Below are 21,998 nucleotides of genomic sequence, written 5' to 3' on the forward strand. Positions count from 1 at the left end.
GGAGTTCAGGCGAGGGCGCTCGCGCGTGGCAACGGTTCTTCGGCCGGCTCACGGCGCTGCACCCACAAAGTCAGGGAGGTCAGGGCGATCCCGATCAGGCCGGCGGCGGTGAGGACGCCGAACAGCGTGCCGTAGCCGCCGTACGGGGCGGTGTTCGTGGACGCGTCGCCGATCCACCAGGCGACCAGGCCGGGCAGGAACGCGTCGGGCAGGTAGGCCAGCCCCGAGGCCAGGCCGATCACGCCGCCGCGCTGGTCGGCCGGGATGCGCGCCTCGGTGATGCTCGCCCAGTAGACCCCGCGGCTGGCGAAGACCATGAACGACAGCACGAACATCAGCGTCAGCGCGGCCCACTGCAGCGCGGGCGCGCCCGGCAGGAACAGCAGGACCGCCACGCACAGCGTCGCGCCGGCGAAGGCGAGCCGCAGGAACCGCGGCGTCGAGTGGGTCACCTTGTCCACGGCGAACCCGCCGAGCGGCCCGGCGACGAACTGGAAGACGTAACTGCGCACCACGCCGAGCACGCCGATCAGCCCGGCCGTGACACCGAAGTTGTGTTGCAGCAACGGGGAAAAGTAGCCGAGCGTGGTGTAGAAGCAGTACATCAGCATGATCGAGCCGCCGAGCAGCCAGGTGTACTTGTTCCGCGCGGCCGCGAGCAGCTGGCGCACCGACAGGGCCGAACGTTCACCAGCCGGAGCCTCGTCGGCCTGGCCGCGCAGCGCAAACCAGATCAGCGCAGCCAGCACCAGGCAGAGGGCACCGTAGACGGCGATGAGCGTCAGTACCCCGACCGTCGGCGCCAGCACGGTGCCGATCAGCAGCGCGCCCACCCCGCTGATCACCGTGGAGGTGACGCCGCGGATCGCTTCCAGGAAGCCGAAAAGCCGGCCTTGCTGCTCGGTGGGCCCGAACGAGCCGATCGCCTTCACCAGCGCGGGCCAGTACAGCGCCATGCCGGCGAAGGCCATCACGATGTGCGCCAGCAGCACCGTGGCGTAACCGGGCGAAATCGTCAGCGAGAGATCGGCGACGCCGGTGATGGCCAGCGCCGCGACCACCAGCGTGCGCGGGGCGAACCGATCGGCGAACCAGCCGCCGGCGAAGTACATGACCGCGGCCACGGCGCCGAACACCGACATGATGTCGCCGTACTCCTGCGAGGTGAGGCCGAGGGCGTGGTAGGTCGGCTCCAGGAAGACGAACCGGATGTAGGCGACCTGGAAAATGACACCGCCGGACGTGCACAGCAGCAGATAACTCAGCCGCCTCCGCGCACCACTCACTTTCGACCACCTCACTGTGGAATACCGTGGAAAAATAACGTCAGGGGCATCAGGGCACAAAAAAAGAGAACAGCAATCCCCTGCGATGAAATGGGGTTACTGTTCTCTGAGGTCTCTAGTAACTGAAGTATTCGGTTGTGGTCAGACCAGCGTAACCACAGGTCTCCCCGGCTGTCAAGCGCCGTCCACCCGACGGGTTTGCCCTGTTCGAGACCGGTCTTGCGCCGTCCGAGCGAGCGGCGAACCCCGCCCCGCCGGACCTATTGACACCCCGGGGAAGCCGTCCTCATACTCGACGCCGGCCCAAGGGGAACGCGTTCCACATATGGAACAAACACCGTTCGGGTGGCCCATCTTCATTACTCCGCAGACTTGCCTCACGAGGAGCTACTCGAATGGAAACTCTTGCTGCCGTTCTCGAGGAGACCGGCGGTCCGCTCACCTTCCGCACGCTCACGCTCGACGACCCGGTGCCCGGCGAGGTCGCCGTGAAGATCGCCGCGACCGGCGTGTGCGCCAGTGACGCGCACACCATCAGCGGGCGGATCCCCTCGCCCCTGCCGACCGTCCTCGGGCACGAGGGCGCGGGTGTGGTCACCGCGGTCGGCGCCGGGGTCGCGCACGTCGCCGTCGGCGATCACGTCGCGCTGTCTTGGCTGCCGAGCTGCGGCCGGTGCCGCTACTGCCAGGCGGGCCGGCCGGTGCTCTGCGCCGCCAGCGCCCCCGCGCTGCTCGGCGGCACCCTGCTCGACGGCACCGTCCGCCTGCACGACCGCGGCCGGGACGTCTACCACTACTCGTTCCTGTCCACCTTCGCCGAGCACACCGTGGTCCCCGCCGCGAGCGCGATCAAGATCCCGGATTCGGTGCCCCTGCCGGTCGCCGCGCTGGCCGGCTGCGGTGTGGTGACCGGGTACGGCGCCGTGGTCAACCGCGCGCGGGTCGCGCCGGGCGACGCGGTGCTGGTGTACGGCGCGGGCGGCGTCGGGCTCAGCGCGATCATGGCTGCGCAGCTGTCCGGCGCGGACCACATCGTGGTCGTGGAGCCGCACCCGGGCAAGCGGGACGGGGCCACGGTCTTCGGCGCCACGCGGGTGCTGAGCCCGGACGACAACGTGGTCGCCGAGGTCCGCGCGCTCACCGGCGGGCAGGGCGCCGACGTGACCATCGACGCCGTCGGCCAGGAAGGCTTGCTGGAACAAGCTTTCGACGCGACCGCGCCGGGCGGCACCGTCGTGTGCGTCGGAGTCCCCGCCGCCACGGCGTACGCGAGTGTCCCCGCCGCGCGGTTCGTGCGCGAGGAGAAGTACCTGACCGGCAGCCTCTACGGCTCCAGCCGCCCGACCCAGGACATCCCCAAGCTGCTCAACCTGTTCCACACCGGCAAGCTGCCGATCGACAAGCTGATCTCGAAGACCTACGCGTTCGACGAGATCAACACCGCGTTCGCCGACCTGACCGGCGGGTCCAACCGCCGTGGCGTCGTGATCGTCGACGAGGAGCTGGCCGGCCGGTGAACCCCGAAGCAGCCGGGGTGCCGGCGGAGCGGGAGCCGGGCAAGCGCAGTCCCGCCGTCGCGCAGGCGTTCGCGGTCCTCGACGCGCTGGCTGAGCGACGGCGCGGCCTGCGGCTGAGCGAGCTCGCGGTGGCCGTCGGCGCGCCGAAGAGCTCGGTGCACCGGCTGCTGGCCACGATGGGCGAGCTGGGCGTCACCCGCAAGACCGGTGACGGCCGGTTCGTCGTCGGGCCCCGGATGGCCGCCTACGCCGAGCCCGCCGGCGGGGAGCTGGCCGGCCTGCTCGGCATGTTCTACACCTGCGCGGAGCAGATCCGGGACCGCCAGGACGAGACCGTCCAGCTGGCGGTGCTGTCCGGGGCCGAGGTCACGTTCATCGCGCACGTCGACACCACGAAGCCGGTGCGGCTGCAGACCCGGATCGGCCGGCAGCTGCCGGCGCACGCGTCCGCCAGCGGCAAGGCGATCCTCGCCTACCGCGGTGAGGAGGACCTGCGGCCGGTCCTGGCCACCGGGTTGCCGCGGCTGACCGGGGCCACCGTGGGCGACGAGCGGGCGCTGCGCGCCGAACTCGCGCTGGTCCGGGAACGCGGCCACGCCACCGAAGTCGAGGAGATGACGGCGAACCTGTCGTGCTTCTCGGCGCCGGTGCTGGACGCCGAGGGCCGCGCGGTCGCCGCGGTGACCGCCTGTGTGCCCGCGAACTCGGTGTCGCCCGACCGCGCCCGGACGCTGATCGAGGAGGTCCGCTGGGCCGCGGGCGAGCTGGGCCGCCACCGATGAATCCTGAAGCGAAAGTTGAAGCGATGCAAGGAAAACCGTTCGGCTGCACGTCGGCGGCCCACGGAAAGGACTCACCATGACCGACCTCGACGGCCGCACCGCGCAAGCGTGGGGCGGCACCAATCCGGACGGCGTCCACCTCAACGTCGTGCTCGCCCGCCGCGGCTCCCCCACCGCGGCGGCCATGACCGGCGCCTTCGCCTCCCCCACGGCCGGGTTCACCCCGATCCTGGTGTGCGCCGGCGAGGACCAGCCGTCGTACCGGACGATCCACCCGCCGACGATCATGCTGAACAAAACGGAATCCCCCACCGAGGCGCTGGTGAACCTCGTGTCGGGCGCCTGCCAGGTCGGCATCGCCCAGGGCGTCCTGGATTCCGTCGCCGACGGGGTGCTCGCCGGGGACCAGGAAACGCTGGTGTTCGCCGCGGTCTGGCTCAACCCGGAGGCAACCAGTGGCGACGCCGTCCGGGCCGCCGCGCGCGAGGCGATGCGCAAAGGCGTGCGCGAGGCGGCACAAGGACACGACTTCACTGCGGAACTGGTCGCCGGCCGAGACCGGGTGACGCATCCGTTTTATGCGCCCTGAAAGGAGGTTCTCGCCCTCCTCTCGATCACCGGTTACGGTGCTCCCATGCCGGACACCCCGATCGTGCTCGTCCACGGTTCCTACCACCAGCCCGCCCATTACGCCCCATTGGTCAGCCGGCTGACCGAAATCGCCGGGAACGTGAGCGTGCCGGACATCGGCCTGCTGCCGTTGCCGGAAAGCATCAAGCTCGTACAGGACATCGTGGACCGGGCCGCGGCGCCGCCGGTGGTCGTGGGGCACTCGTTCGGCGGGGCGGTGGCCGGTGCACTGCACGGCGTCCGGCGGATGGTCTTCCTGTCCGGGTGGGTGCTGGACGTCGACGAGACGGCCGTCGGACGGCTCGCCGAGGCACCCGCCAACTCGGAATTCGCACAGGCACTGCGGTTTTCCGGGGACGGGGCCCAGGCGTGGATCGATCCCGCGGCGGCGACGAGCCTCTTTTACGCCGATTGCCCGCCCGACGTGGCAGCGCGCGCGGTCGAGCTGCTGCGCCCCGACACCGTGCTCAACTTCCAGCTGAGCCCGACCGCCGCCGAGTGGAAACACACCCCGTCCCTCTACATCGCGACGCGTCAGGACCGCACCTGGCCACCGGCCCTGGCCACGGAATTCTCCCGGCGCTGCACCGAAATCGTCACCGTCGACACCGGACACTCGCCGTATCTCAGCGCTCCGGATCGGATCGCCACGATCATCGGTGACTGCCTGGAATGAAGCTCACGGGGGACCTTGACAGGGTCCCCCACGCCGTCCGTTCCGCCGTTAGCATCGGATCCGAAATCGTGCCGCTTGGCGCACGAACCGAGATATCCATGCGAAATTCCGGCGAAGGGATCCGACCGTGCGCCGTACGCTCTGGCGAATCGCGCTGACCACCGTCACCACCTTGGGGCTGACCACCGCCTGCTCGGCCACACCGACCGAATCGGCCCCGGCCGGCCCGGCCCAGCTCATCCAGCCGATGACCAAGGTGAGCGCGCAGCCGCGCCAGGGCTACTACTCCGATCCGTACCCCGTCCGCACGGTCAAGCCGGGCCCGCAGACGTTTTCCGGGACCACCAGCGAACTCCTGAGCTGCGCGGGAACCCCGGCCAAGGAATGCTTCCAGCCCACCCCGATGACGGTGTCGATCGGGCCGTCGCTCACCGCGCAGCTGGCCGGCTCCACCCCGCGGAACCGGATCAACAACAACGTCTTCCAGGACGATTCGGGCGCCTGGCAGCTGGCCGTCACCTATTACGTGTCCAATCCCCGCTTCCCCCAGGCGAAAGCGTGGACCGTGGTCGTGCACGGCCGTCCCGCCAAGGAGCCCGCGGGCACCGCGGTGCCCACGGACTGGATCGCCGACGCCCTGGTGGCCGGCGACCTCACCCAGCCCACCAAGGCGAACTACGACGGGAAGTACTTCCAGGACAAGGGAAAACTTTACCTCGTCTACAGTGAACGGCTGGGCGACAAGCCCGCGCGGGACGGGATCGTCGCGCAGCCCATGGCCACCGCGGCCATCCCCGCACCCGGCAAGCCCACCGTGCTGCTGGCCCCCGGCGACTTCCGGTCCGAGCTGTTCTTCGGGCTGAACCAGCCCAACACGTTCAAACTGATCGAAACCGGGAACATCACCCAGGTCGACGGCAAGTACGTGATGGCCTACTCCACCGGCGAGTACGACGCTCCGGGTTACAAGATCGGGCTCGCCTGGTCGGACACCTTCCTGCCCGCCGCCGGGGCCGGCTACCGGAAGCTGACCATGCCCGACCCCAACGGGGTCTGGGGCACCCCGAACCACCCGGAGGTCCGGTACCTGCTGCAGTCGCAGGAACCGAAGTGGCCGAACTACATCGCCAAGACCGTGGTCGCGCCCGGGGTGCCCGCGGTGATCCGGGACAACGGGCGCTGGTACCTGACCTTCGCCGGATACCAGCCGGCGGACGCGGTGGCCGACCCGGAGACCGGGCTGTTCCCGCCGTCCTCGCGCAGGCCGTTCTTCGCGCCGGTGTCCGTGCTCATCCCTCCTAACGCGACAGTGGGCAGCACCTCCGAAACCGATCTGGCCGACTGGATTACGATCAGCGCGGCTTCGTAGAGCCGCCGGAAAAGGAGACCCAGGTATGCGGCGACGGCACTCCACCGCGTTCCGCACGGCGGCGCTGCTGCTCGTCACCGCCGGTGCCCTGTCCTCCTGCTCGACCGGCCCGCCGCCGGCCCCGGCCACCGACGCTTGCGGGGCGGCGGCACCGGCCGGGCCGGTCGACACCTGGACCGCGGCACCGGCCCGGCTCAGCGGCCCGTACCAGGACAAAACGATCCGCGAAGTGGTGCACACCTCGATCGGCGGCACGTCCGTCCGATTGCGACTGTCGAACGTCTTCGGCACCACCGCGGTGCGATTCGACTCCGTGTGGGCCGGCGCGCAGTCGGACGGGGCCGGCCTGGTCGCGGGCTCGAACCAGCGCGTGCGCTTCGGCGGGGCGGAAGCGACCACCGTCGCGGCCGGGGCCGAGGAGGTCAGCGACCCGGTGGACCTGACCGTGCGGCCCGGGGAAAACCTGACCGTGAGCATCCACGTGGACGGCGGCACCGGTGACGTCACCGGGCACCTGCGGGCCCAGCAGCACGGCTGGTACGCGGACGGGGACGCCGGTGCCGACCCGTCCGCGGCGCGGTACGCCCACCAGGTCGACCGCTGGTTCTGGCTGGACGCCGTCACGGTGCAGCCGAGCCGGCCCGCGCGCACCGTGGTCGCGCTCGGCGATTCGATCACCGACGGCTTCCACTCCACAGTGGACGCCAACCACCGCTGGCCGGACTACCTGGCGGCCCGGCTGGGGCCGTGCGGCCGGTTCGGTGTCGCGAACGAGGGCATCGCGGGCAACCGGGTCACCGCCAACGGCTCCGGCGTCAGCGCCGAAGCCCGGCTCCAGCGTGACGTCCTGGCGCAGCCGGGCACCGGCACGGTGATCTACCTCGAAGGCATCAACGACATCGACAGCACGGTGAAGGCCGCCGATCAACTGATCCAGGCCGACCAGAAGATCGTGGCCCGCGCGCACGCGGCCGGATTACGCGTCATCGGCGGCACCATCACCCCGTTCGACGGCTTCCACACCTATTCCGCCGCGACCGAGGGAATCCGCGAGAGCGTCAATTCCTGGATCCGCGACAGCAAGACGTTCGACGCGGTGGCCGATTTCGACGCGGCCCTGCGCGATCCCGCGGACCCGCACCGATTGCTGGGACGGTACGACTCCGGCGATCACCTCCACCCCGGCGACGCGGGCTACCAGGTGATGGCCGGCGTCGTCCCGCTCGACGCCCTCGGCTGATTTCCGCTGGTCGAGGGGGACCCTGCCAGGGTCCCTCCGACAAGGACTCCCAGTCCCCGCCCGAAGCGTGTTCCCCTTTCACCAGAGTTCGGTTTCAACTCATCCGGAGGGGCAGAGCCATGAACAATCCCGTAATGAAAATCGGCCGTTATCTGATCGGCGGACTGGTGATCGGCGGATTCTGGTATCTCAACAAAAGCAGGCCGGCCTGGGAAGAGGCGCTGCGCACCATCGTCGTGTTCACCGTGGCGATGATCCTGGTCAAGGCCCGGCTCAAGAGCAAGCCGGTGACCATCCACCTGGTCCCGCTGATCGCTTCGAAGGCGACGCTGGTCCTGATCGCGGCCGGGGTCGAGGAGGCGCTGCGGACCTCGCACTCGGTCAGCGACCCGGCGCTGGTGGTCGCCATCGGGCTCGGCCTGGCCGTGATCCTCGTCGGGAGCCTGTTCCACCGGTTCTTCTTCACCGTCAACGCACCCCGCCGCCCCTACGAAAACCAGGCGCGATGACCGAGACCACGTTCCACCTCAAGGAGAACTACGTCCCGGTCACCGACGAGCTGACCACGTTCGACCTGCCGGTCAGCGGCGCCATCCCGCCCGAGCTGAACGGCTGGCACCTGCGCAACGGGCCCAACCCGCGCACCCCGACCCAGCACTGGTTCTTCGGCGACGGCATGCTGCACGGCGTGCGGCTGGAGAACGGGCGGGCCGCCTGGTACCGCAACCGCTGGGTCCGGACCGAGAGCTTCGACGCGCCCCGGCCGCCCGGCCCGGGCGGGAAGCCGGACCTGCGTAATTCGGCGGCCAACACCCACATCGTCAACCACGCCGGCAAAACGCTCGCGCTCGTCGAAACCGCGCTTCCCTACGAGGTGACCACGGACCTGGACACCGTCGGCCCCTACGATTTCGACGGCCGGCTCGCCACCCCGATGACCGCGCACCCCAAGATCTGCCCGGAAACCGGGGAGCTGCACTTCTTCGGGTACGCGCGGGAGCAGCCGTATCTCACCTACCACCGCGCGGACGCCCACGGCGTGCTGCGGCTGAGCCGCCAAGTCGAGGTGGGCGGGCCGACCATGATGCACGACTTCGCGCTCACCAGCCGGCACGTCGTGTTCCTCGACCTGCCGCTGGTGTTCGTGCCGGGCGGCCGCGGCATGCCGTTCAGCTGGGACCCGGACTACCCGGCCCGGATCGGGCTGCTGCGCCGGGACGATCCACAAGGGACGGTCCGCTGGTTCCCGATCGAGCCGTGTTACCTCTTCCACACGCTCAACGCGCACGAGGCCGGCGACGAGGTGGTGCTGTACGGCGTGCGGTACGCGCACCTGTGGTGGCAGGGCCACGAAGGCGTGCCGGGTACGCTGTGGCGGTGGCGGCTCAACACCCGCACCGGCGCCGTCCGCGAGGAGCAGGTGGACGACCGGGACTGCGAGTTCCCGCGGATCGACGACCGGCTCGCGGGCCTCGACGTCCGCTACGGGCACGTCACCACGGACACCTCGCTGATCCGCTACGACCTGCACACCGGCTCGGCGGACGTGCACGAGTTCGGGCCGGGCCGGACCCCCGGCGAGGCCGTGTTCGCGTCCCCGCGGTGGCTGATCACCTACGTCTACGACCGCACCCGCGGCGCCTCCGACCTGGTGATCCTGGACGCCACCAACCCGGCCGCCGCTCCGGCCGCGACGGTGGCGCTGCCCGCCCGCGTGCCCGAGGGCTTCCACGGGAACTGGATCGCCGACGCCTAGCGCGTGTCTGAGAAAGCCGATCTCGCGGCTGCCGCCGGTAGCGGATGACGCTTTCCCTGCACTCAGTGCAGGGAAAGCGTCATCCGCTCCACCGAGCCAGCCCGCCGCACAGCGACCCGCAACCTTTGCCAGAAACGCCCTAGCCGCACCGTCGGAGGCGGGGCCGGTCGCATCCATCGCGACCGGCCCCGCTTTCGCCTGCTCGCCCGTTTGACATAGTGCTCATTATTCGAATAGTGTCGACTATGTGAGTAGCGAAGAAGCGCAACCCCGGCGTCTGACCCGGGCCGAGACGAAGGCGCGTACCCGGGCACAGCTCCTGGACGCCGCCGCGCAGGTCTTCGCGCGCAAGGGTTTCGCCGGCGCCTCGGTCGACGACATCGCCGCGCAGGCCGGCTTCACGACCGGCGCCCTGTACTCGCACTTCTCCAGCAAGGAGGAGGTGTTCATCGAGCTGCTGGCCAGCCGGAGCCGCCACCGTCTGGTCGAGGCCGTCGAGATCGTCGCCGACGCGGGCCGCAGCCTGGACGAGACCCGGTCCGCGATGTCCCGGCTGGTGGCCGACGTCGCGGACCACGACACCGACTTCGCCTTGCTGCAAGCGGAATTCTGGCTGTACGCGATCCGGCGGCCCGAATTCCAGCAGCACCTGGCCGGGCAGTTCCGCGCGAACCGGGACGCACTCACCGCTGTGCTCGCCGCTCGCGCCGAAAAGCGGGGCGAGGGCGGTGAAAGGCCGTTCGAAGAGCTGTCCACCGTGCTGCTGGCGTTGTTCCAGGGCCTGGTGCAGCTGCGCCGCACGGACCCGGACCTGGTGCCGGAGTCGCTGTACGGCGAGGCTTCCAGCTGGCTCTTCTCCGGCCTCGCCGCCCGACGCTGACCCGGGAAAGCCAGATGGATATTCGGTCCGAGATCAAGGATTTCCTGACCGCCCGGCGCGCGCGCATCAGCCCGGCGGAGGCCGGCCTCCCGACGTACGGCGCGCGGCGGGTCCCCGGGCTGCGGCGCGAGGAGGTCGCCGTGCTGGCCGGCGTGAGCGTGCCGTATTACAAGCGCCTGGAACGGGGCCAGGCCGGCGGGGTGTCCGACAGCGTGCTCAACGCGCTGGCCCGGGCGCTTCAGCTGGACAAGACCGAGCGTTCCCACCTGTTCGCGCTGATGCGCGCGGCGGCCGGCCCGGCTTCGCGCCCACGGCCGCGCGTGCACTCCGTCGGCCCCGAACTCCAATCGGTGCTCGACTCGATCACCGCCGCGCCGGCGTTCGTGCGCACCCGGCATCTCGACGTCATCGGCGCCAACACCCTCGCCCGCGCCCTGTTCTTCCCGGCTTTCTCCGGCACGGCCGGCCCGGTGAACTCGGCCCGGTTCATCTTCCTGGACCCCCGCTCGCGCACGTTCTACGGCGACTGGGACGAGATGGCGAACGAGGCCGTGGCCGCCCTGCACCTGGCGACCGCGCAGGACCCCGGCGACCCCGGCCTGAGCGACCTGGTCGAGGAGTTTTCCTTGCTCAGTGAGGACTTCCGCACGCGCTGGTCCCGCCAGGACGTCCGCCGCCCCGGCCGCGGCACCAAAGTCCTGAGGCACCCGGAGGTCGGCGCGATCGAACTCGCCTTCGAACCCCTGGACGTGATCTGCGACGACGGCGTCACCCTGTTCACCTGCACCCCGCCACCCGGCACGTCGGCGGCCCGCGCACTCCGGCAACTAGGCGACTGGGCCGGAACCAAGGACCTGGAGTACCCGCCACGCGCGACGGCCCGGCTCGTGACGGCCTGAAGGTTCAGCGGGGTTTGGGGGCGTTGGGGATGATGAACCACAGCAGCAGGTAGAGCAGGAACTGCGGGCCGGGGAGGATGCAGGAGATCACGAACAGCAGCCGCACCCGGTACGGGGTCGAGCCGTAGAATTCGGCCAGCCCGCCGCAGACCCCGCCGAAGACGTAGTGCTCGCGGGAGCGGGTGAGCTTGCGCCGCGCGGGAACGGCCGGGTTCGGGCTTTCCGGTTGAGTCATGGGGAATCCTCTCTCGAGCCGGACTGTGTCCGACGGCCTGGCGATGCGGTGCAGGTGAATCCGGGCGCCATGGGGCGGCCCGGGAGGTGTTCCAGCTTGCGGCGCCGGCGAATCCGAGCGCAGCCCGGAACCCAGCCACAACCCCAACTTCAGCAGCCCGGCCCACGCCCCGGATGCCGGGCCACCCGATCAGACGCGGCGCCGGGCCGCGGCCCGCAGCAGGATCGTGAACGCAGTCACCAGACCGGCCAGTTCGATCAACCCGCCGAGCAGGAACACCATCGGCCCCACGCCGCCAGCCAGGGCGTGGCCGAGCAGCAGCAGCGCCCCGGCCACCAGGATCGCGGCGGGCCAGAGCAGGGTGCCCGCCCATTTCTCCCGGGTGGTCCAGCGCGGGCCGTTCCACAGCATCACCACGCCGGCGATCCAGCCCAGCACGGGGACCACGAACCCGGCGAGCAGCAGCACCACCACCGTGCCCACGTCGTAGGCCAGCTCCCCGCCACCCGCGCGAGCCGGCGCAGCAGCCAGACCACCAGCCAAACCACTGGCCGGGACCCCGGTTTCGGCCGCAGCCGCGGCGGCGATCTCCTCGGGGGTGCCCAGCTCGTCCAGGACCTGGCGGGTGCGGGCCTCGTCCGCGCCCGGGCCGGCCGTCTCGGCCAGGTGCGCGGCGATGTCGTCGAGCAGCTCGGCGCGAGTGGCGGGTGCGAGGCCCGCGGCGGCCCGGCGCAGGCGGTCCAGGTACTCGGCGATCAGCAAATCGTTGGCGGACAACAGCTCACTCCTCACCACGCTCGTGGTGGTCGGTTCGGCATTCATGACGCTCCCTTCGTCAGCAGCAGGTCGACCGCGTCGCGGAACTGCGCCCACTCGCCGCGGAAGGCTTCCAGCGACCGGCGCCCGGCCGGGGTCAGCCGGTAGTACCGCCGCGGCGGCCCCGCCGGGGACTCCTTCCAGGTCGTGACCACCAGCTCGTCCTCCCGCAGCCGGGACAGCAGCGGATAGATCGTCCCCGCCCCGGCCGCCAGCGCCTGGCTGTCGGTCAACGCGCCGACCAGCTCCACCGCGTAACGCTCCCGCTCGTCGAGCAGCGCGAGCACGCAGAACGCGATGGTGCCGCGCCGCAGCTCGGTCATCGGCTTCCTGCTCGCGCCAGCTACCATGCCACACATAGTACCTGGTGCCGCCAGATCGTGCGCGGCGGTGGGTGATCTGTCCCGTTCTGTCAGTGACAGTCGGAAAATAACCCCATATCCTGATTCATGGTTCGGACCAATGCCCTGTCACCCGAGGCCCTGTCCCCGAGAACCCCCGAGGCGATCATGCGCAGAGTCCTGATGCTGGTGTGCGCCCTGGCACTGGCCGCGGCCATCCCGTCCCCCGCCCAGGCCCGCCCGACGGCGCCGGCCGACCCACCGGCCACCTGGCAGGAGCACTGGTTCGAGCACAACCAGCTCCTGCAGCGCGTCGCGTTCAACGACACCGTCGCGCTGTACTTCGACAACGACGTCGACAAGAGCGCGCAGGACTGGCTGATGCCGTACTTGACCGATCTCTGGCAGTACGCCCAGCGCACGTACGGCAACTCCGGCAACAAGATGACCGCCGACCGGCTGTACTCGATCCACCACGAGGGCAAGTACTCCGGCGGCCACCCGTCGACGATCTACGACGCCTCCCACGACTTCCGCAACGTCAGCGACGTCGGCGGGAGCAACTGGACGACCCCGCAGTACGAGGTCGCCACGCACGAGACCGGGCACATCGTGGAGTCCATCGCCGCGGGCAAGCACGGCTCCCCCGCGTTCGGGCTGTGGGGCGACAGCAAGTGGATGGAGTTCTACATCTACGACGCCTACACCGCGCTCGGCATGACGGCCGAGGCCCAGGACTTCTACGACCGGATGATGGACGGCAGCCACACCGACGACTTCCCGCGCGCGGGCACGCACTGGTTCCGCGACTGGTTCTACCCGCTGTGGCGCGACCACGGCCACGCGCAGATGATGGTCCGGTTCTTCGGCCTGCTGGGCCAGTACTTCCCGAACAACGGCACGGACTTCACCCGCGACCTGAACTGGGGCGAGTTCGTGCACTTCATGAGCGGCGCGGCCGGGGTGAACCTCAAACCGCTGGCCACCACGGCGTTCGGCTGGCCCGCCGACTGGGACGCCCAGTTCAATCAGGCCCGCGCCGATTTCCCCGGGATCACCTACAGCTGAGTGGACGCATCAGCCGACCGGGGCGCCGATCAGCTGGCCGATCCCGTAGGTGACGGCGACCGCGAGCGCGCCCAGGATGAGCTGACGCAGGCCGGAATGCAGCAGGGGCCGTCCGGTCAGCTTGCCGACGACCATGCCGCCGGCCAGCAGCGCCAGCCCGGTGAGCACCAGCGACACCACCAAAGTGCTGGCACCGAACAGATACGGCAGCAACGGCAGGAGCGCGCCGAGGGAGAACGCGGCGAACGACGCCCCGCCGGCCAGCAGCGCGGAAGGCAGATCCTGCGGGTCGACGCCCAGCTCCTCACGGGTGTGCAGCCGCAACGCCTGGTCGGGGTCGCGCGAGACGGCCTCGGCCATCCGCCGGGCAGTCTCGGCGTCGGCGCCGTAGGAGGCGAACCGCTCGACCAGCTCGTCCTGCTCCTGCTGCGGGAAGCGGGCGTGCATGTCGGCTTCGAGGGCGACCTCGGCGTGCACCAGCTCGTTCTGGTTGGTGACCGACACGTACTCGCCGGCGCCCATGGAGAACGCGCCGGCGACCAGCCCGGCCAACCCGGTCAGCACGATCGTGTGCGGGGCGACGCCGCCACCGCCGACGCCCGCGATCAGCGCCGCGTTGGTGACCAGCCCGTCCACCGCCCCGAACACGGTGGGGCGCAGCCAGCCGCCCGAGACGTCGCGATGCCGGTGCGTCCAGCCGGCCGGGCGGGCGCGCTCGGCCGGGGCCGGGTCCTGTTCTTCGGTCACGCGCGTCATTCTCGCCTGGCCAAGCTGATCCCGCCGCCGGACGACCCGGCCGGGTGGTCCCGTTATCCGGACGCCGCCGGAACGGTGCACGTCGGGTGGGTGGGATGATCACCGGATGTCTGAACCCGGATCTGCCGAGGTGCCCGCGTCGCCCCCTCGCCGGCGGCCCCATCCCGGCGCGGTGCTGGTGCTCATCGCCGGAGCGCTGCTGATCGCCGGCGCGTTTTTCGACCTGTGCACCGTCAACCCGGTCGCGGACGGCGGCACCAAAGACCTCATCCACATCTCGGCGTGGTCGATCACGCTCGGGGACACATCGTTCCCGACCCCGCGGTATTTCGGCTGGCCGCTGCTCGCGGTCGGCGCGGTGGCGATCGTGGCGGCGGCGGCATCGATGTTCCGCCGGGCGACGGAACGGACCGCGGTGCTCGGGGGCGGTATGGTCGCCGCCGCCGTGGCGTTCATGGTCGCCCACGTCTACAGCGAGATCGCCCTGTTCACCGGGCAGCCCATGGGCAGCACCCCGCCCCAGATCGGGACGAGCATCGGCGCGGGCACGGAGCTGCTGATCGGGGCCGGGGTGGTCGCGATCGTCGCGCTGGTGATTCTGTTCCGCAAGCGACCCGAGCCGCCGGACAGTGTCCCCGTCGCCGAGCCGGACGTCGTGATCCACGAGCTGCCACCGGACGAGTATCCCGGCCGGCCTGGCTGACCGGAGTCCTCAGTGGACTCGCGGGCGCTCAGGCGGCGCGTCCCCAGCCCTTCGCCGCCAGCTGCTCGGCGACCGCGGTCATCTCCTCGTTCACCCGGGAATTGGCGCCCCGGGCCATCGCAGTGATCGCCGGCCCGGCAGTCTCCGGTGTGCCGGCGTCGAACGGCGGCGCGGGGGCGTACTCGAGCATCAGCTGGGTCATCTTGGCGACGTCCTCCCCCAGCAGCCGCGCGAGCACGACGAGGCCGAAGTCGAGACCGGCCGTGACGCCGCCGCCGGTGATCCGGTTCCGGTCGGTCACCACCCGGCCCTCGGCGTAGTCCGCGCCGAACAGCGCGAGTGCCTCGATGCCGCTCCAGTGCGTGGTCGCCCGGTAGCCGCACAGCAGCCCGGCCGCGCCCAGGATCAGCGAACCGCCGCAGACGGACGTGACGTACCGGGCCCGCGCGCCGCGGTCGGCGAGGAACTCCAGAACCTCCTCGTCCGCGGCGACCGGCGCCTGGCCGAGCCCGCCGGGCACGAACAGGACGTCGAGATCCGCCGGGCAGTCCGCGAAGGTTGTCGTCGGGTGCAGGACCACGCCGGAGTCCGACAGCACCGGATCGGCCGTCTTCCACACCAGATGGGTCTCCATCGTGGCGGCGAACGCGGCGTGCGGCGCGATCAGGTCAAGCGGCGTCAGCCCGGGGTAGAGCAGCATCGCCACCTTCGGGCGGACTGGGTCGGTCATCGCGATTTCCTTTCCTACGACGGGTTTTTTCCCGCGCCGTGCTGGACGGAATCCACGCTAACGATCACCCGCGCCGCTCGACAGTGGCCTTCAGGCCAGTAGTGAACGTGTTCTCGCCAGGCGATTTCCGGTTCGCCTCAAGGAGAAGCTCACCGCGTTTCCCGGCTGAGCGCGCCGTCGAGCAGGGTGCCGAGATAACGATCGGCGAGCCCGGGGTCGGCGCGGTCGGGAGAATGCCTTACGGCGAAGCCGATCCCGCACAGCAGGGCCATCACGTCGGCCGCCGTGAGGTCGGGGCGGAGCCCGCCGTCGGCGGCGGCCCGGGCCAGCAGCCCGCGGAGCCCCTCCTGCAGCCGGTCGCGCAGGTGCTGGAGGTCGGGCGTGGCCGGATCGGGGTCGATGACCGCGGCCGCGAAGGTGTCGTCCTGCAGATAAGCGGCGACCGCCGCCTTCAGGAACACCCGCAACGCCTGCCCGGCATCGGGCGATTCGGCGGCTTCTTCCGCTTGCCGCAGCAGCGACGTGAACTGGTCCATGGCCACGGCCTCGACCAGGGCTTCCGGGCTCGGGAAGTGGCGGTAAACGGTGCCGACGCCGACGTCGGCCGCCCGGGCGACCGCGTTCAGCTGGATCGGCTTCCCCTTGCGCGCCAACGCCCGCGCCGCGTCCACGATGCAGCGCCGGTTGCGCGCGGCGTCCTTGCGGAGCACGGGTTGCGGACCGGCGGGCACATCCTTCATGGCTCCAGCCTACCAGCCGAACCGGATCGGGTGTCCATTCGGATAACTCATCCGATTAGCGCTACAGTGGGGCCATGAGCACGACCTCCGAGATCACCGTGACCCCCGAGTCGGTCACGGTCGACGGCCGGACTCGCACGCTGACCGTGGTGCACCACCAGCACGCCGGCGCGGGCCCGGTCCCGATCGTCCTGGTCTTCCACGGCTCCATGCAGACCGCCGCCGCGATCCGCTCGTTCACCGCGGGCACCTTCGACCGCATCGGGGCGCAGTCCGGGGCCGTCGTCGCCTACCTCGACGGCCACAAAAAGCATTGGAATGACGCCAGAATCACCAACACCTCGGCGGCGCGCACCGACGGCGTCGACGACGTCGCCTTCGCCAAGGCCGCGATCGACCTCCTGCAGCGCCGTTACGGCGGCGACCGCGCGCAGGTCCACGCGGTCGGCTTCTCCAACGGCGGGCAGCTGGTCGTCCGCCTGATCCACGAAGTCCCCGAGGCCCTGGCCGGTGCCGCCATCCTGTCGGCGACCCAGTCCGTCCCGGAGAACTTCGCCCCGGACTCGCCGCGGCAGCAGCCACTGCCCGTGCTGCTCGTGCACGGCACCCAGGACCCGATCGTCCCGTACGACGGCGGGATGGCCAAGATGTACCGGTTCCGGCCCCGCGGGCTCGGACTGTCCGCACCGGACACCGCCGCCTATTACGCACGGCGCAACGGCATCACCGCCGCGCCCGTGGTCACTCCCGCGAGCCCACCGTCGCAAGTGGACCGCACCGAGTACCGTCAGCCGGGCCACCAGCCGGTGACCCTCTACACCGTCCGCGAAGGCGGGCACACCATCCCGGGCCCCAAAACCGCCCGCCCGCGTTTCCTCCTGGGCCGGACCGACACCACCTTCGACACCGCCGGGGCGATCAACGATTTCTTCGGTTTCCCGGCCCGCTGAACACCCACCTGTCAACCAGCTCAGAAAGGACCGAGCAAGTCATGCCCACCGACTTCACCGTGAAGGCCATGAACGCCATCCACCGCGGCATCCTCAAGATCAGCGGCGGCAAGGCCGGGTGGCACGTCTCGGACATGCCCGTGCTGAAGCTCACCACGATCGGCCGCAAGTCGGGCCAGCCGCGCACGGTCATGCTCACCTCGCCGATCCAGGAGGGCTCCACGATTGTCGTCGTGGCTTCCCGCGGCGGCGACGACATCCACCCGGCCTGGTTCCTCAACCTCCGCGACAACCCCCAGGTCGAGGTGAGCTACCGCGGCGAGCCCACCCGGGGAATGCACGCCAGGGTCGCCACGGCGGAGGAACGGGCCCGGCTGTGGCCGCTGGTCGTGGCCGACCACAAGAACTACGCCGAATACCAGACCAAGACCACGCGGGAGATTCCGCTTGTGCTGCTGGAAGAACCGGCGAGCTGACCGCCCCAATGTGGCGTTGGTTGCGCCCAACGCACCCAATGTGGCGTTCGGTGCGTGGAATTAGAGCTGGGCGCGAAGCGCCTCCGTTGAGGGTGGTGGTGGGGCAGGGCTGGAGCACCGAACGCCACGTTGGGGCGCTTTCAGCGCCGGCCCGGCCGGGCCACGGGGCGTCAGAGCACCGCCACCAGCGCGGCCACCAGAAGGCCGACGTACGTCACCGCGTGGACCCGGTCCGGCAGGCGCCCGGCGAACCGCCGGACGATCGCGATCGTCGGCAATGAGCCGGCCAGCAGGGCCGCGGCCGCGAGGGGATCGACGTAACCCGCCGGTCCGGGGCCGGTGAAGGCGTAGACCACGGACGCGACCAGTGCGACCGGCAGGCTGAGCGGGTTGGCCAGCGCCACCGCGTCGGTCATCGGCAGGCCCTTGCGCCGCAGGAGCGGCACCGTCATCACGCTGCCGCCGACGCCGAGGAAGCTCGCCACCGCGCCGATGCCGAGCCCGCCGGCCGTCGCCGTCACCGGTCCCAGCGGGGTGCGGTCCTCGGGCGGGCGGAGGAAACCCTTGCGCAGCAGGCTGTCCAGGATCGTCACCACCAGGTACGCGGCGAACAGCAGGCGCAGCAGGCCGTCCGGCGCCCAGGTCGCGGCGAACGCGCCCAGCACCGCGCCGAGCCCCACGAACACGGCCAGCGGCCACAGGTACTCCCGCCGCACCCGTCCGGCCCGCAGCCCGGCGATCGTCGCGCCGGCCGAGTTCACGAGCATCACCACGGCCGAGGTGGCGACCGCGACGTGCAGCGCGTCGCCGCCGCCGACGACCGCCGCGATCACCGGCACCGTCACGAAACCGCCGCCGAATCCGAAAAGGACAGTGGTGACGCCGCTAAGGCAGCCGAAGGCGAACAGGATCAGGAGCGAGGTGAGCACCGCTCGAACCTAGAAGACCGGCGTCCGGCGCGCATTCGAAAGTCCGCCAGGTTCTTTCGCGGATCGGACAGGCCTCGGTTAGGCTCGGCCGCGTGCGCAATGTCCCGCTCGACCAGGTCGACGGCCTCGACCGCGCGGTGCTGGCGATCAGCACCGACTACCCGCCCGAGCACCGGCTGCCCCGGCATCGGCACCGCCGCGCCCAGTTCCTCTACGGCGCCACCGGGTCCATGCGCGTGGAGACCGCGGACGGGACCTGGACCGTGCCGACCCGGCGGGCGGTGCTCATCCCGCCGGGCACCGACCACGCCGTCACGATGCTGAACGTCAGCACCTGCAGCCTCTACCTCGAACCGTCCGCCGTGCCGTGGTTCCCGCGGCGCTGCCGGGCGGTGGAGGTGACGCCGCTGCTGCGGGAGCTGCTGCTGGCGGCCGTCGACATCGAGCCCGAGTACCCGGCCCACGGCCGCGACGCGGCACTGAACTCCTTGCTGCTGCACGAAGTCTCGCGGTGCCTGCCGCTGCCGCTGGAGCTGCCGCTCCCCCGTGACGAACGGCTGCGTGCGCTCTGCGAGTCCTTCGCGCGTTCGCCGGACGTGCACGATCCGCCCGCCCGCTGGGCCGCCCGGCTGCACCTGAGCGAGCGGACGCTGAACCGGCTGTTCCGCGCGGAAACCGGATTGAGCTTCCTCCAGTGGCGCCGGCGGGCCTGTGTGCTGCACGCGCTGCCGCTGCTGGCCGCGGACCGGCCCGTCGCCGAGGTCGCGGCGACGCTCGGCTACGAAAGCCCGGCAGCGTTCTCCACCATGTTCACCCAGCTGCTCGGGGCCCCGCCGAAGGACTACCGCGACCCGGTCCGCTGAGCCTGTCCACACTGGTCAGCGCGCCGGACTCGGTGGTGTGCAAGCGAATCCGGCCGGTGTAGCTCGTACGTGTGGACGTCCGGGGCGCCGCCGGGTTGCCCCGTTGCGGGTGATCTCACGGTGACGCATCGCCGGCACCCCCACGGGCATCTCTTCTGGTGAGTCGATCAACGAACCGAGGAGATGAACCCGATGGGCAACCTGACGAAGCGAGTGGCCGCGACCGTGGCGGCCGGCGGCGTGGTGGCGGGCGGGCTCCTGCTGGGTGCCGGGGCCGCCAGCGCCAATCCGTCGGACACCCCTTGCGGCACGGCCGATGTGCAGGTCGGCGTCACGGCCGACCCGACGCACGCCGCGGGTCACGAGGCGTACGTGCTCACCTACACCGCCGCCGCGCCGACCACGAACTGCAAGCTCGAAGGCACGCCGGGCGCGCTGGCCTTCACCGCCGGCGGGCAGCCGATCGCGGGCGTCGCCGTGACGCCGGACGGCGCCACCGGCGGGCCGGTGAACCTGCGAGCCGGGCACCCGGCCGAGTCCCGGATCGTGCAGCAGGCCGACGCGTTGCCGAACGCGGTCACGCCCACCGACGTGTCGTTCCAGCTGCCTTCCGGCCAGCCGGTCAGCGCGGCTTGGCCCGCCGGAGCGCCGCTGAAGGGCACCGGCGTTCAGGTCACCGCCATCAGCTGAACCGCACTCCCCAAAGACATCTGAACTGAACAGCCCGCTGCCCCGTGTCTGCATTGCACAGTCCACGGTGCACATCTCGAGGAGGAGAAATCATGGTCAACGTCGGAGTGAAGCGAGTTTCCATCGGTGCCGCGGCGATCGCGGGGGCGTTCGCGCTCGCGGCCTGCGGTTCCGGCGCGAGCCAGCCGGCCGCCAACTCGGCGAACACGGCGGTGGGGGCCGGTGCCGTGGGCGGTGCGGGCGGCGGTGGCGTCTCGGACGTCTCGAAGCAACGCTCTGACGCCGCAGGGAAGTCCGGCACCGCGCCGAAGTCCGCGGCCGACAGCACGCCGCGCTGCACCACCGCCGACCTCTCGGCCTCGCTCGGCTCGCCGACGCAGCACCAGGACGCGGCGGGCCAGTTCGACGTGCCGCTGAAGTACACCAACACCTCCTCCCATTCCTGCGCGCTGCACGGCGTCCCCGGCGTCGACCTGGTCGGCCCGGACGACCCGAACGGCACCACCTACCACCTGCCGCGCATCGACAACGGCGTGCCGATGAACGTGGTCGAGCCGGGCCAGTCGGCGACCGCGACCGTCACGGTGCTGACCCAGACGCCGGGCTCCGTCGGCAGCCTCGGCTCCACCGGCTGGACGCCGACCCGGCTGGTGACCATCCCGCCCGGCCAGACCCAGCCGCTGACCGTCGCCTGGCCGTCCTCGCTGACGGTCATGCGCCAGGACTCCGCCACCCACCCGGGCAGCTTCGTCAACGGCATCCTCGCCGACCCGTCCTGACCTGCCCTGATCTGAAGCTGACGGCCGGCGCGTTTGAACGCGCCGGCCGTCGCCGCTTTCCGGGTCTTCAGAGCTGCGAAGCCCCGCCGTCCACCGGAAGTTCCGCGCCCGTCGTGTAAGTGGCGTCGAACGCGAGGAACGCGACCGCGCGGGCGACTTCGGCCGGATCGCCGAAACGCAGCATCGGGTTGGCCTCCTTCATCTCCGCCTGCATCGGCGCCACGGCCTCCGCGGGCATCGATCGCTCGAGGATGCCTGTGTCGATCGGCCCGGGGCTCAGCGCGTTGACCCGGAGCTGCCGCGGTAGCAGTTCGCGGGCGAGGCTTCGGGTCATCGAGCGCAGCGCCGCCTTGCTGGCCGCGTACGCGCTGACCATCGGAATGCCTTTGACGTTCACGACCGAGGTGGTCAGCACGACGCCGCTGCCCGCGTTCAGCAACGGCGCGAGCTTCTGCACGGTGAAGTACGGCCCCTTGGCGTTCACCGCGAGCAGGTGGTCGTAGCGGTCTTCGGTCATCGCTTCGAACGGTACGAAGCCGGTCACCCCGGCGTTGACGAACAGCGCGTCGAACGTGCCGAACTCGGCCTTCACCCGGTCCGCCAACACATCTGTGTCGGTCAGCGACGCGGCGTCGCCGAGGACCGCCACCGCGTTGCCGCCGAGCTTGTCGCGCGCGGAGTCCAGCGTGGCCCGGGTGCGCCCGGTGATCAGCACGCGCGCCCCGCCGTCGGCGAACAGCCTCGCGGTCTCGAAACCGATGCCGCTGCTGCCGCCGGTGATCACCACGCTTTTTCCCGTGTACCGGCCGTTTGTCCTGAGGTCTTCACTCATGCCATCAAGTCAAGAACGCGCCGTGACGGCTGTCCAAGACCGCTTTCGCAGGTCG

The 21,998-nt window shown here is 70.7% G+C and carries 26 protein-coding genes; 17 read left to right on the top strand and 9 right to left on the bottom strand.

The annotated features are described in order from the left end of the window. Positions 1-5: 5 nt before the first annotated feature. Complete coding sequence (locus OG371_RS41685) at positions 6-1,286, bottom strand: MFS transporter (protein ID WP_329062326.1); 1,281 nt, start codon at positions 1,284-1,286, stop codon at positions 6-8. 395 nt (positions 1,287-1,681) lie between these two features. Here OG371_RS41685 and OG371_RS41690 point away from each other — a divergent pair, with 395 nt between their 5' ends. From OG371_RS41690 to OG371_RS41735, 10 genes are all read left to right on the top strand, one after another. After that, positions 1,682-2,803, top strand: coding sequence for a Zn-dependent alcohol dehydrogenase (locus OG371_RS41690; protein WP_329062328.1), 1,122 nt, complete (start codon positions 1,682-1,684; stop codon positions 2,801-2,803). After that, positions 2,800-3,585, top strand: coding sequence for an IclR family transcriptional regulator (locus OG371_RS41695; protein WP_329062330.1), 786 nt, complete (start codon positions 2,800-2,802; stop codon positions 3,583-3,585). The genes OG371_RS41690 and OG371_RS41695 overlap by 4 nt, the downstream gene beginning before the upstream one ends. A gap of 76 nt (positions 3,586-3,661) precedes the next feature. Next, positions 3,662-4,174, top strand: a complete 513-nt coding sequence (locus OG371_RS41700) for a formaldehyde-activating enzyme (RefSeq protein ID WP_329062332.1) — start codon at positions 3,662-3,664, stop codon at positions 4,172-4,174. 45 nt (positions 4,175-4,219) lie between these two features. Further along, the gene (locus tag OG371_RS41705; RefSeq protein WP_329062334.1) at positions 4,220-4,891 is read left to right on the top strand and encodes an alpha/beta fold hydrolase; all 672 of its coding nucleotides are present in this window, start codon (positions 4,220-4,222) and stop codon (positions 4,889-4,891) included. Between the two features lie 127 nt (positions 4,892-5,018). Beyond that, positions 5,019-6,260, top strand: coding sequence for a hypothetical protein (locus OG371_RS41710; RefSeq protein ID WP_329062336.1), 1,242 nt, complete (start codon positions 5,019-5,021; stop codon positions 6,258-6,260). Between the two features lie 25 nt (positions 6,261-6,285). Continuing rightward, entirely contained in the window at positions 6,286-7,500 is a 1,215-nt protein-coding gene (locus OG371_RS41715; protein ID WP_329062338.1) for an SGNH/GDSL hydrolase family protein, read from the top strand. Between the two features lie 119 nt (positions 7,501-7,619). Beyond that, positions 7,620-8,009 carry a hypothetical protein gene (locus tag OG371_RS41720; protein ID WP_329062341.1) on the top strand — a complete coding sequence of 130 codons (390 nt, stop codon included), beginning with the start codon at positions 7,620-7,622 and terminating at the stop codon, positions 8,007-8,009. After that, a complete protein-coding gene (locus tag OG371_RS41725; protein WP_329062343.1) occupies positions 8,006-9,256 on the top strand; it encodes a carotenoid oxygenase family protein in 1,251 nt (416 codons plus the stop codon). The genes OG371_RS41720 and OG371_RS41725 overlap by 4 nt, the downstream gene beginning before the upstream one ends. A gap of 247 nt (positions 9,257-9,503) precedes the next feature. Further along, a complete protein-coding gene (locus OG371_RS41730) occupies positions 9,504-10,136 on the top strand; it encodes a TetR/AcrR family transcriptional regulator (RefSeq protein WP_329062345.1) in 633 nt (210 codons plus the stop codon). 14 nt (positions 10,137-10,150) lie between these two features. After that, on the top strand, positions 10,151-11,035 hold the full coding sequence (locus OG371_RS41735; RefSeq protein WP_329062347.1) for a helix-turn-helix transcriptional regulator: 885 nt from the start codon (positions 10,151-10,153) through the stop codon (positions 11,033-11,035). Positions 11,036-11,039: 4 nt separating this feature from the next. On the opposite strand, the gene OG371_RS41740 is transcribed toward OG371_RS41735, so the two are convergent. From OG371_RS41740 to OG371_RS41750, 3 genes are all read right to left on the bottom strand, one after another. Further along, positions 11,040-11,270, bottom strand: a complete 231-nt coding sequence (locus OG371_RS41740; protein WP_329062349.1) for a PspC domain-containing protein — start codon at positions 11,268-11,270, stop codon at positions 11,040-11,042. 189 nt (positions 11,271-11,459) lie between these two features. Then, positions 11,460-12,092 carry an HAAS signaling domain-containing protein gene (locus OG371_RS41745; RefSeq protein WP_329062351.1) on the bottom strand — a complete coding sequence of 211 codons (633 nt, stop codon included), beginning with the start codon at positions 12,090-12,092 and terminating at the stop codon, positions 11,460-11,462. Next, positions 12,089-12,409: a PadR family transcriptional regulator gene (locus tag OG371_RS41750; RefSeq protein ID WP_245787564.1), complete on the bottom strand. Its 321-nt coding sequence runs from the start codon at positions 12,407-12,409 to the stop codon at positions 12,089-12,091. The genes OG371_RS41745 and OG371_RS41750 overlap by 4 nt, the downstream gene beginning before the upstream one ends. 186 nt (positions 12,410-12,595) lie before the next feature. On the opposite strand from OG371_RS41750, the gene OG371_RS41755 reads away from it, so the two are divergent. Further along, positions 12,596-13,495: a hypothetical protein gene (locus tag OG371_RS41755; RefSeq protein WP_329062356.1), complete on the top strand. Its 900-nt coding sequence runs from the start codon at positions 12,596-12,598 to the stop codon at positions 13,493-13,495. 9 nt (positions 13,496-13,504) lie between these two features. Here the strand turns inward: OG371_RS41755 and OG371_RS41760 are convergent, their stop codons facing one another. Next, positions 13,505-14,242, bottom strand: coding sequence for a VIT1/CCC1 transporter family protein (locus OG371_RS41760; RefSeq protein WP_329062357.1), 738 nt, complete (start codon positions 14,240-14,242; stop codon positions 13,505-13,507). 115 nt (positions 14,243-14,357) lie between these two features. On the opposite strand from OG371_RS41760, the gene OG371_RS41765 reads away from it, so the two are divergent. Then, a complete protein-coding gene (locus OG371_RS41765; RefSeq protein WP_329062359.1) occupies positions 14,358-14,954 on the top strand; it encodes a hypothetical protein in 597 nt (198 codons plus the stop codon). A 28-nt stretch (positions 14,955-14,982) separates the two neighbouring features. Here OG371_RS41765 and OG371_RS41770 read toward each other — a convergent pair whose 3' ends face one another. Continuing rightward, on the bottom strand, positions 14,983-15,684 hold the full coding sequence (locus tag OG371_RS41770) for a DJ-1/PfpI family protein (RefSeq protein ID WP_329062361.1): 702 nt from the start codon (positions 15,682-15,684) through the stop codon (positions 14,983-14,985). A 149-nt stretch (positions 15,685-15,833) separates the two neighbouring features. Further along, positions 15,834-16,424: a TetR/AcrR family transcriptional regulator gene (locus OG371_RS41775; protein WP_329062363.1), complete on the bottom strand. Its 591-nt coding sequence runs from the start codon at positions 16,422-16,424 to the stop codon at positions 15,834-15,836. Between the two features lie 74 nt (positions 16,425-16,498). On the opposite strand from OG371_RS41775, the gene OG371_RS41780 reads away from it, so the two are divergent. Both OG371_RS41780 and OG371_RS41785 read left to right on the top strand, forming a co-directional pair. Continuing rightward, the gene (locus tag OG371_RS41780) at positions 16,499-17,374 is read left to right on the top strand and encodes an alpha/beta hydrolase family esterase (RefSeq protein ID WP_329062365.1); all 876 of its coding nucleotides are present in this window, start codon (positions 16,499-16,501) and stop codon (positions 17,372-17,374) included. 41 nt (positions 17,375-17,415) lie between these two features. Next, positions 17,416-17,850, top strand: a complete 435-nt coding sequence (locus OG371_RS41785; RefSeq protein ID WP_329062367.1) for a nitroreductase/quinone reductase family protein — start codon at positions 17,416-17,418, stop codon at positions 17,848-17,850. Positions 17,851-18,020: 170 nt separating this feature from the next. On the opposite strand, the gene OG371_RS41790 is transcribed toward OG371_RS41785, so the two are convergent. Further along, the gene (locus OG371_RS41790) at positions 18,021-18,779 is read right to left on the bottom strand and encodes a sulfite exporter TauE/SafE family protein (protein WP_329062369.1); all 759 of its coding nucleotides are present in this window, start codon (positions 18,777-18,779) and stop codon (positions 18,021-18,023) included. A gap of 92 nt (positions 18,780-18,871) precedes the next feature. On the opposite strand from OG371_RS41790, the gene OG371_RS41795 reads away from it, so the two are divergent. From OG371_RS41795 to OG371_RS41805, 3 genes are all read left to right on the top strand, one after another. Beyond that, entirely contained in the window at positions 18,872-19,642 is a 771-nt protein-coding gene (locus OG371_RS41795; protein WP_329062370.1) for an AraC family transcriptional regulator, read from the top strand. 192 nt (positions 19,643-19,834) lie between these two features. Beyond that, positions 19,835-20,332 carry a DUF4232 domain-containing protein gene (locus OG371_RS41800; protein WP_329062372.1) on the top strand — a complete coding sequence of 166 codons (498 nt, stop codon included), beginning with the start codon at positions 19,835-19,837 and terminating at the stop codon, positions 20,330-20,332. A gap of 92 nt (positions 20,333-20,424) precedes the next feature. Beyond that, complete coding sequence (locus OG371_RS41805) at positions 20,425-21,111, top strand: DUF4232 domain-containing protein (protein WP_329062374.1); 687 nt, start codon at positions 20,425-20,427, stop codon at positions 21,109-21,111. Positions 21,112-21,178: 67 nt separating this feature from the next. Here OG371_RS41805 and OG371_RS41810 read toward each other — a convergent pair whose 3' ends face one another. Continuing rightward, a complete protein-coding gene (locus OG371_RS41810) occupies positions 21,179-21,943 on the bottom strand; it encodes an SDR family oxidoreductase (protein WP_329062376.1) in 765 nt (254 codons plus the stop codon). Positions 21,944-21,998: the final 55 nt, after the last annotated feature.

Origin of the sequence: Amycolatopsis sp. NBC_01480, from assembly GCF_036227205.1 — a bacterium.
In the GTDB taxonomy this organism is placed as follows: Bacteria; Actinomycetota; Actinomycetes; order Mycobacteriales; family Pseudonocardiaceae; genus Amycolatopsis.

Bases quoted from the DNA above. Each gene is read 5' to 3' on its own strand.
- OG371_RS41805 (WP_329062374.1), top strand. From the start codon at position 20,425: ATGGTCAACGTCGGAGTGAAGCGAGTTTCCATCGGTGCCGCGGCGATC.
- OG371_RS41700 (WP_329062332.1), top strand. From the start codon at position 3,662: ATGACCGACCTCGACGGCCGCACCGCGCAAGCGTGGGGCGGCACCAAT.
- OG371_RS41785 (WP_329062367.1), top strand. From the start codon at position 17,416: ATGCCCACCGACTTCACCGTGAAGGCCATGAACGCCATCCACCGCGGC.
- OG371_RS41740 (WP_329062349.1), bottom strand. From the start codon at position 11,270: ATGACTCAACCGGAAAGCCCGAACCCGGCCGTTCCCGCGCGGCGCAAG.
- OG371_RS41745 (WP_329062351.1), bottom strand. From the start codon at position 12,092: ATGAATGCCGAACCGACCACCACGAGCGTGGTGAGGAGTGAGCTGTTG.
- OG371_RS41780 (WP_329062365.1), top strand. From the start codon at position 16,499: ATGAGCACGACCTCCGAGATCACCGTGACCCCCGAGTCGGTCACGGTC.
- OG371_RS41775 (WP_329062363.1), bottom strand. From the start codon at position 16,424: ATGAAGGATGTGCCCGCCGGTCCGCAACCCGTGCTCCGCAAGGACGCC.
- OG371_RS41810 (WP_329062376.1), bottom strand. From the start codon at position 21,943: ATGAGTGAAGACCTCAGGACAAACGGCCGGTACACGGGAAAAAGCGTG.
- OG371_RS41715 (WP_329062338.1), top strand. From the start codon at position 6,286: ATGCGGCGACGGCACTCCACCGCGTTCCGCACGGCGGCGCTGCTGCTC.
- OG371_RS41720 (WP_329062341.1), top strand. From the start codon at position 7,620: ATGAACAATCCCGTAATGAAAATCGGCCGTTATCTGATCGGCGGACTG.
- OG371_RS41755 (WP_329062356.1), top strand. From the start codon at position 12,596: ATGCGCAGAGTCCTGATGCTGGTGTGCGCCCTGGCACTGGCCGCGGCC.
- OG371_RS41750 (WP_245787564.1), bottom strand. From the start codon at position 12,409: ATGACCGAGCTGCGGCGCGGCACCATCGCGTTCTGCGTGCTCGCGCTG.
- OG371_RS41705 (WP_329062334.1), top strand. From the start codon at position 4,220: ATGCCGGACACCCCGATCGTGCTCGTCCACGGTTCCTACCACCAGCCC.
- OG371_RS41800 (WP_329062372.1), top strand. From the start codon at position 19,835: ATGGGCAACCTGACGAAGCGAGTGGCCGCGACCGTGGCGGCCGGCGGC.
- OG371_RS41765 (WP_329062359.1), top strand. From the start codon at position 14,358: ATGTCTGAACCCGGATCTGCCGAGGTGCCCGCGTCGCCCCCTCGCCGG.
- OG371_RS41770 (WP_329062361.1), bottom strand. From the start codon at position 15,684: ATGACCGACCCAGTCCGCCCGAAGGTGGCGATGCTGCTCTACCCCGGG.
- OG371_RS41690 (WP_329062328.1), top strand. From the start codon at position 1,682: ATGGAAACTCTTGCTGCCGTTCTCGAGGAGACCGGCGGTCCGCTCACC.
- OG371_RS41725 (WP_329062343.1), top strand. From the start codon at position 8,006: ATGACCGAGACCACGTTCCACCTCAAGGAGAACTACGTCCCGGTCACC.
- OG371_RS41735 (WP_329062347.1), top strand. From the start codon at position 10,151: ATGGATATTCGGTCCGAGATCAAGGATTTCCTGACCGCCCGGCGCGCG.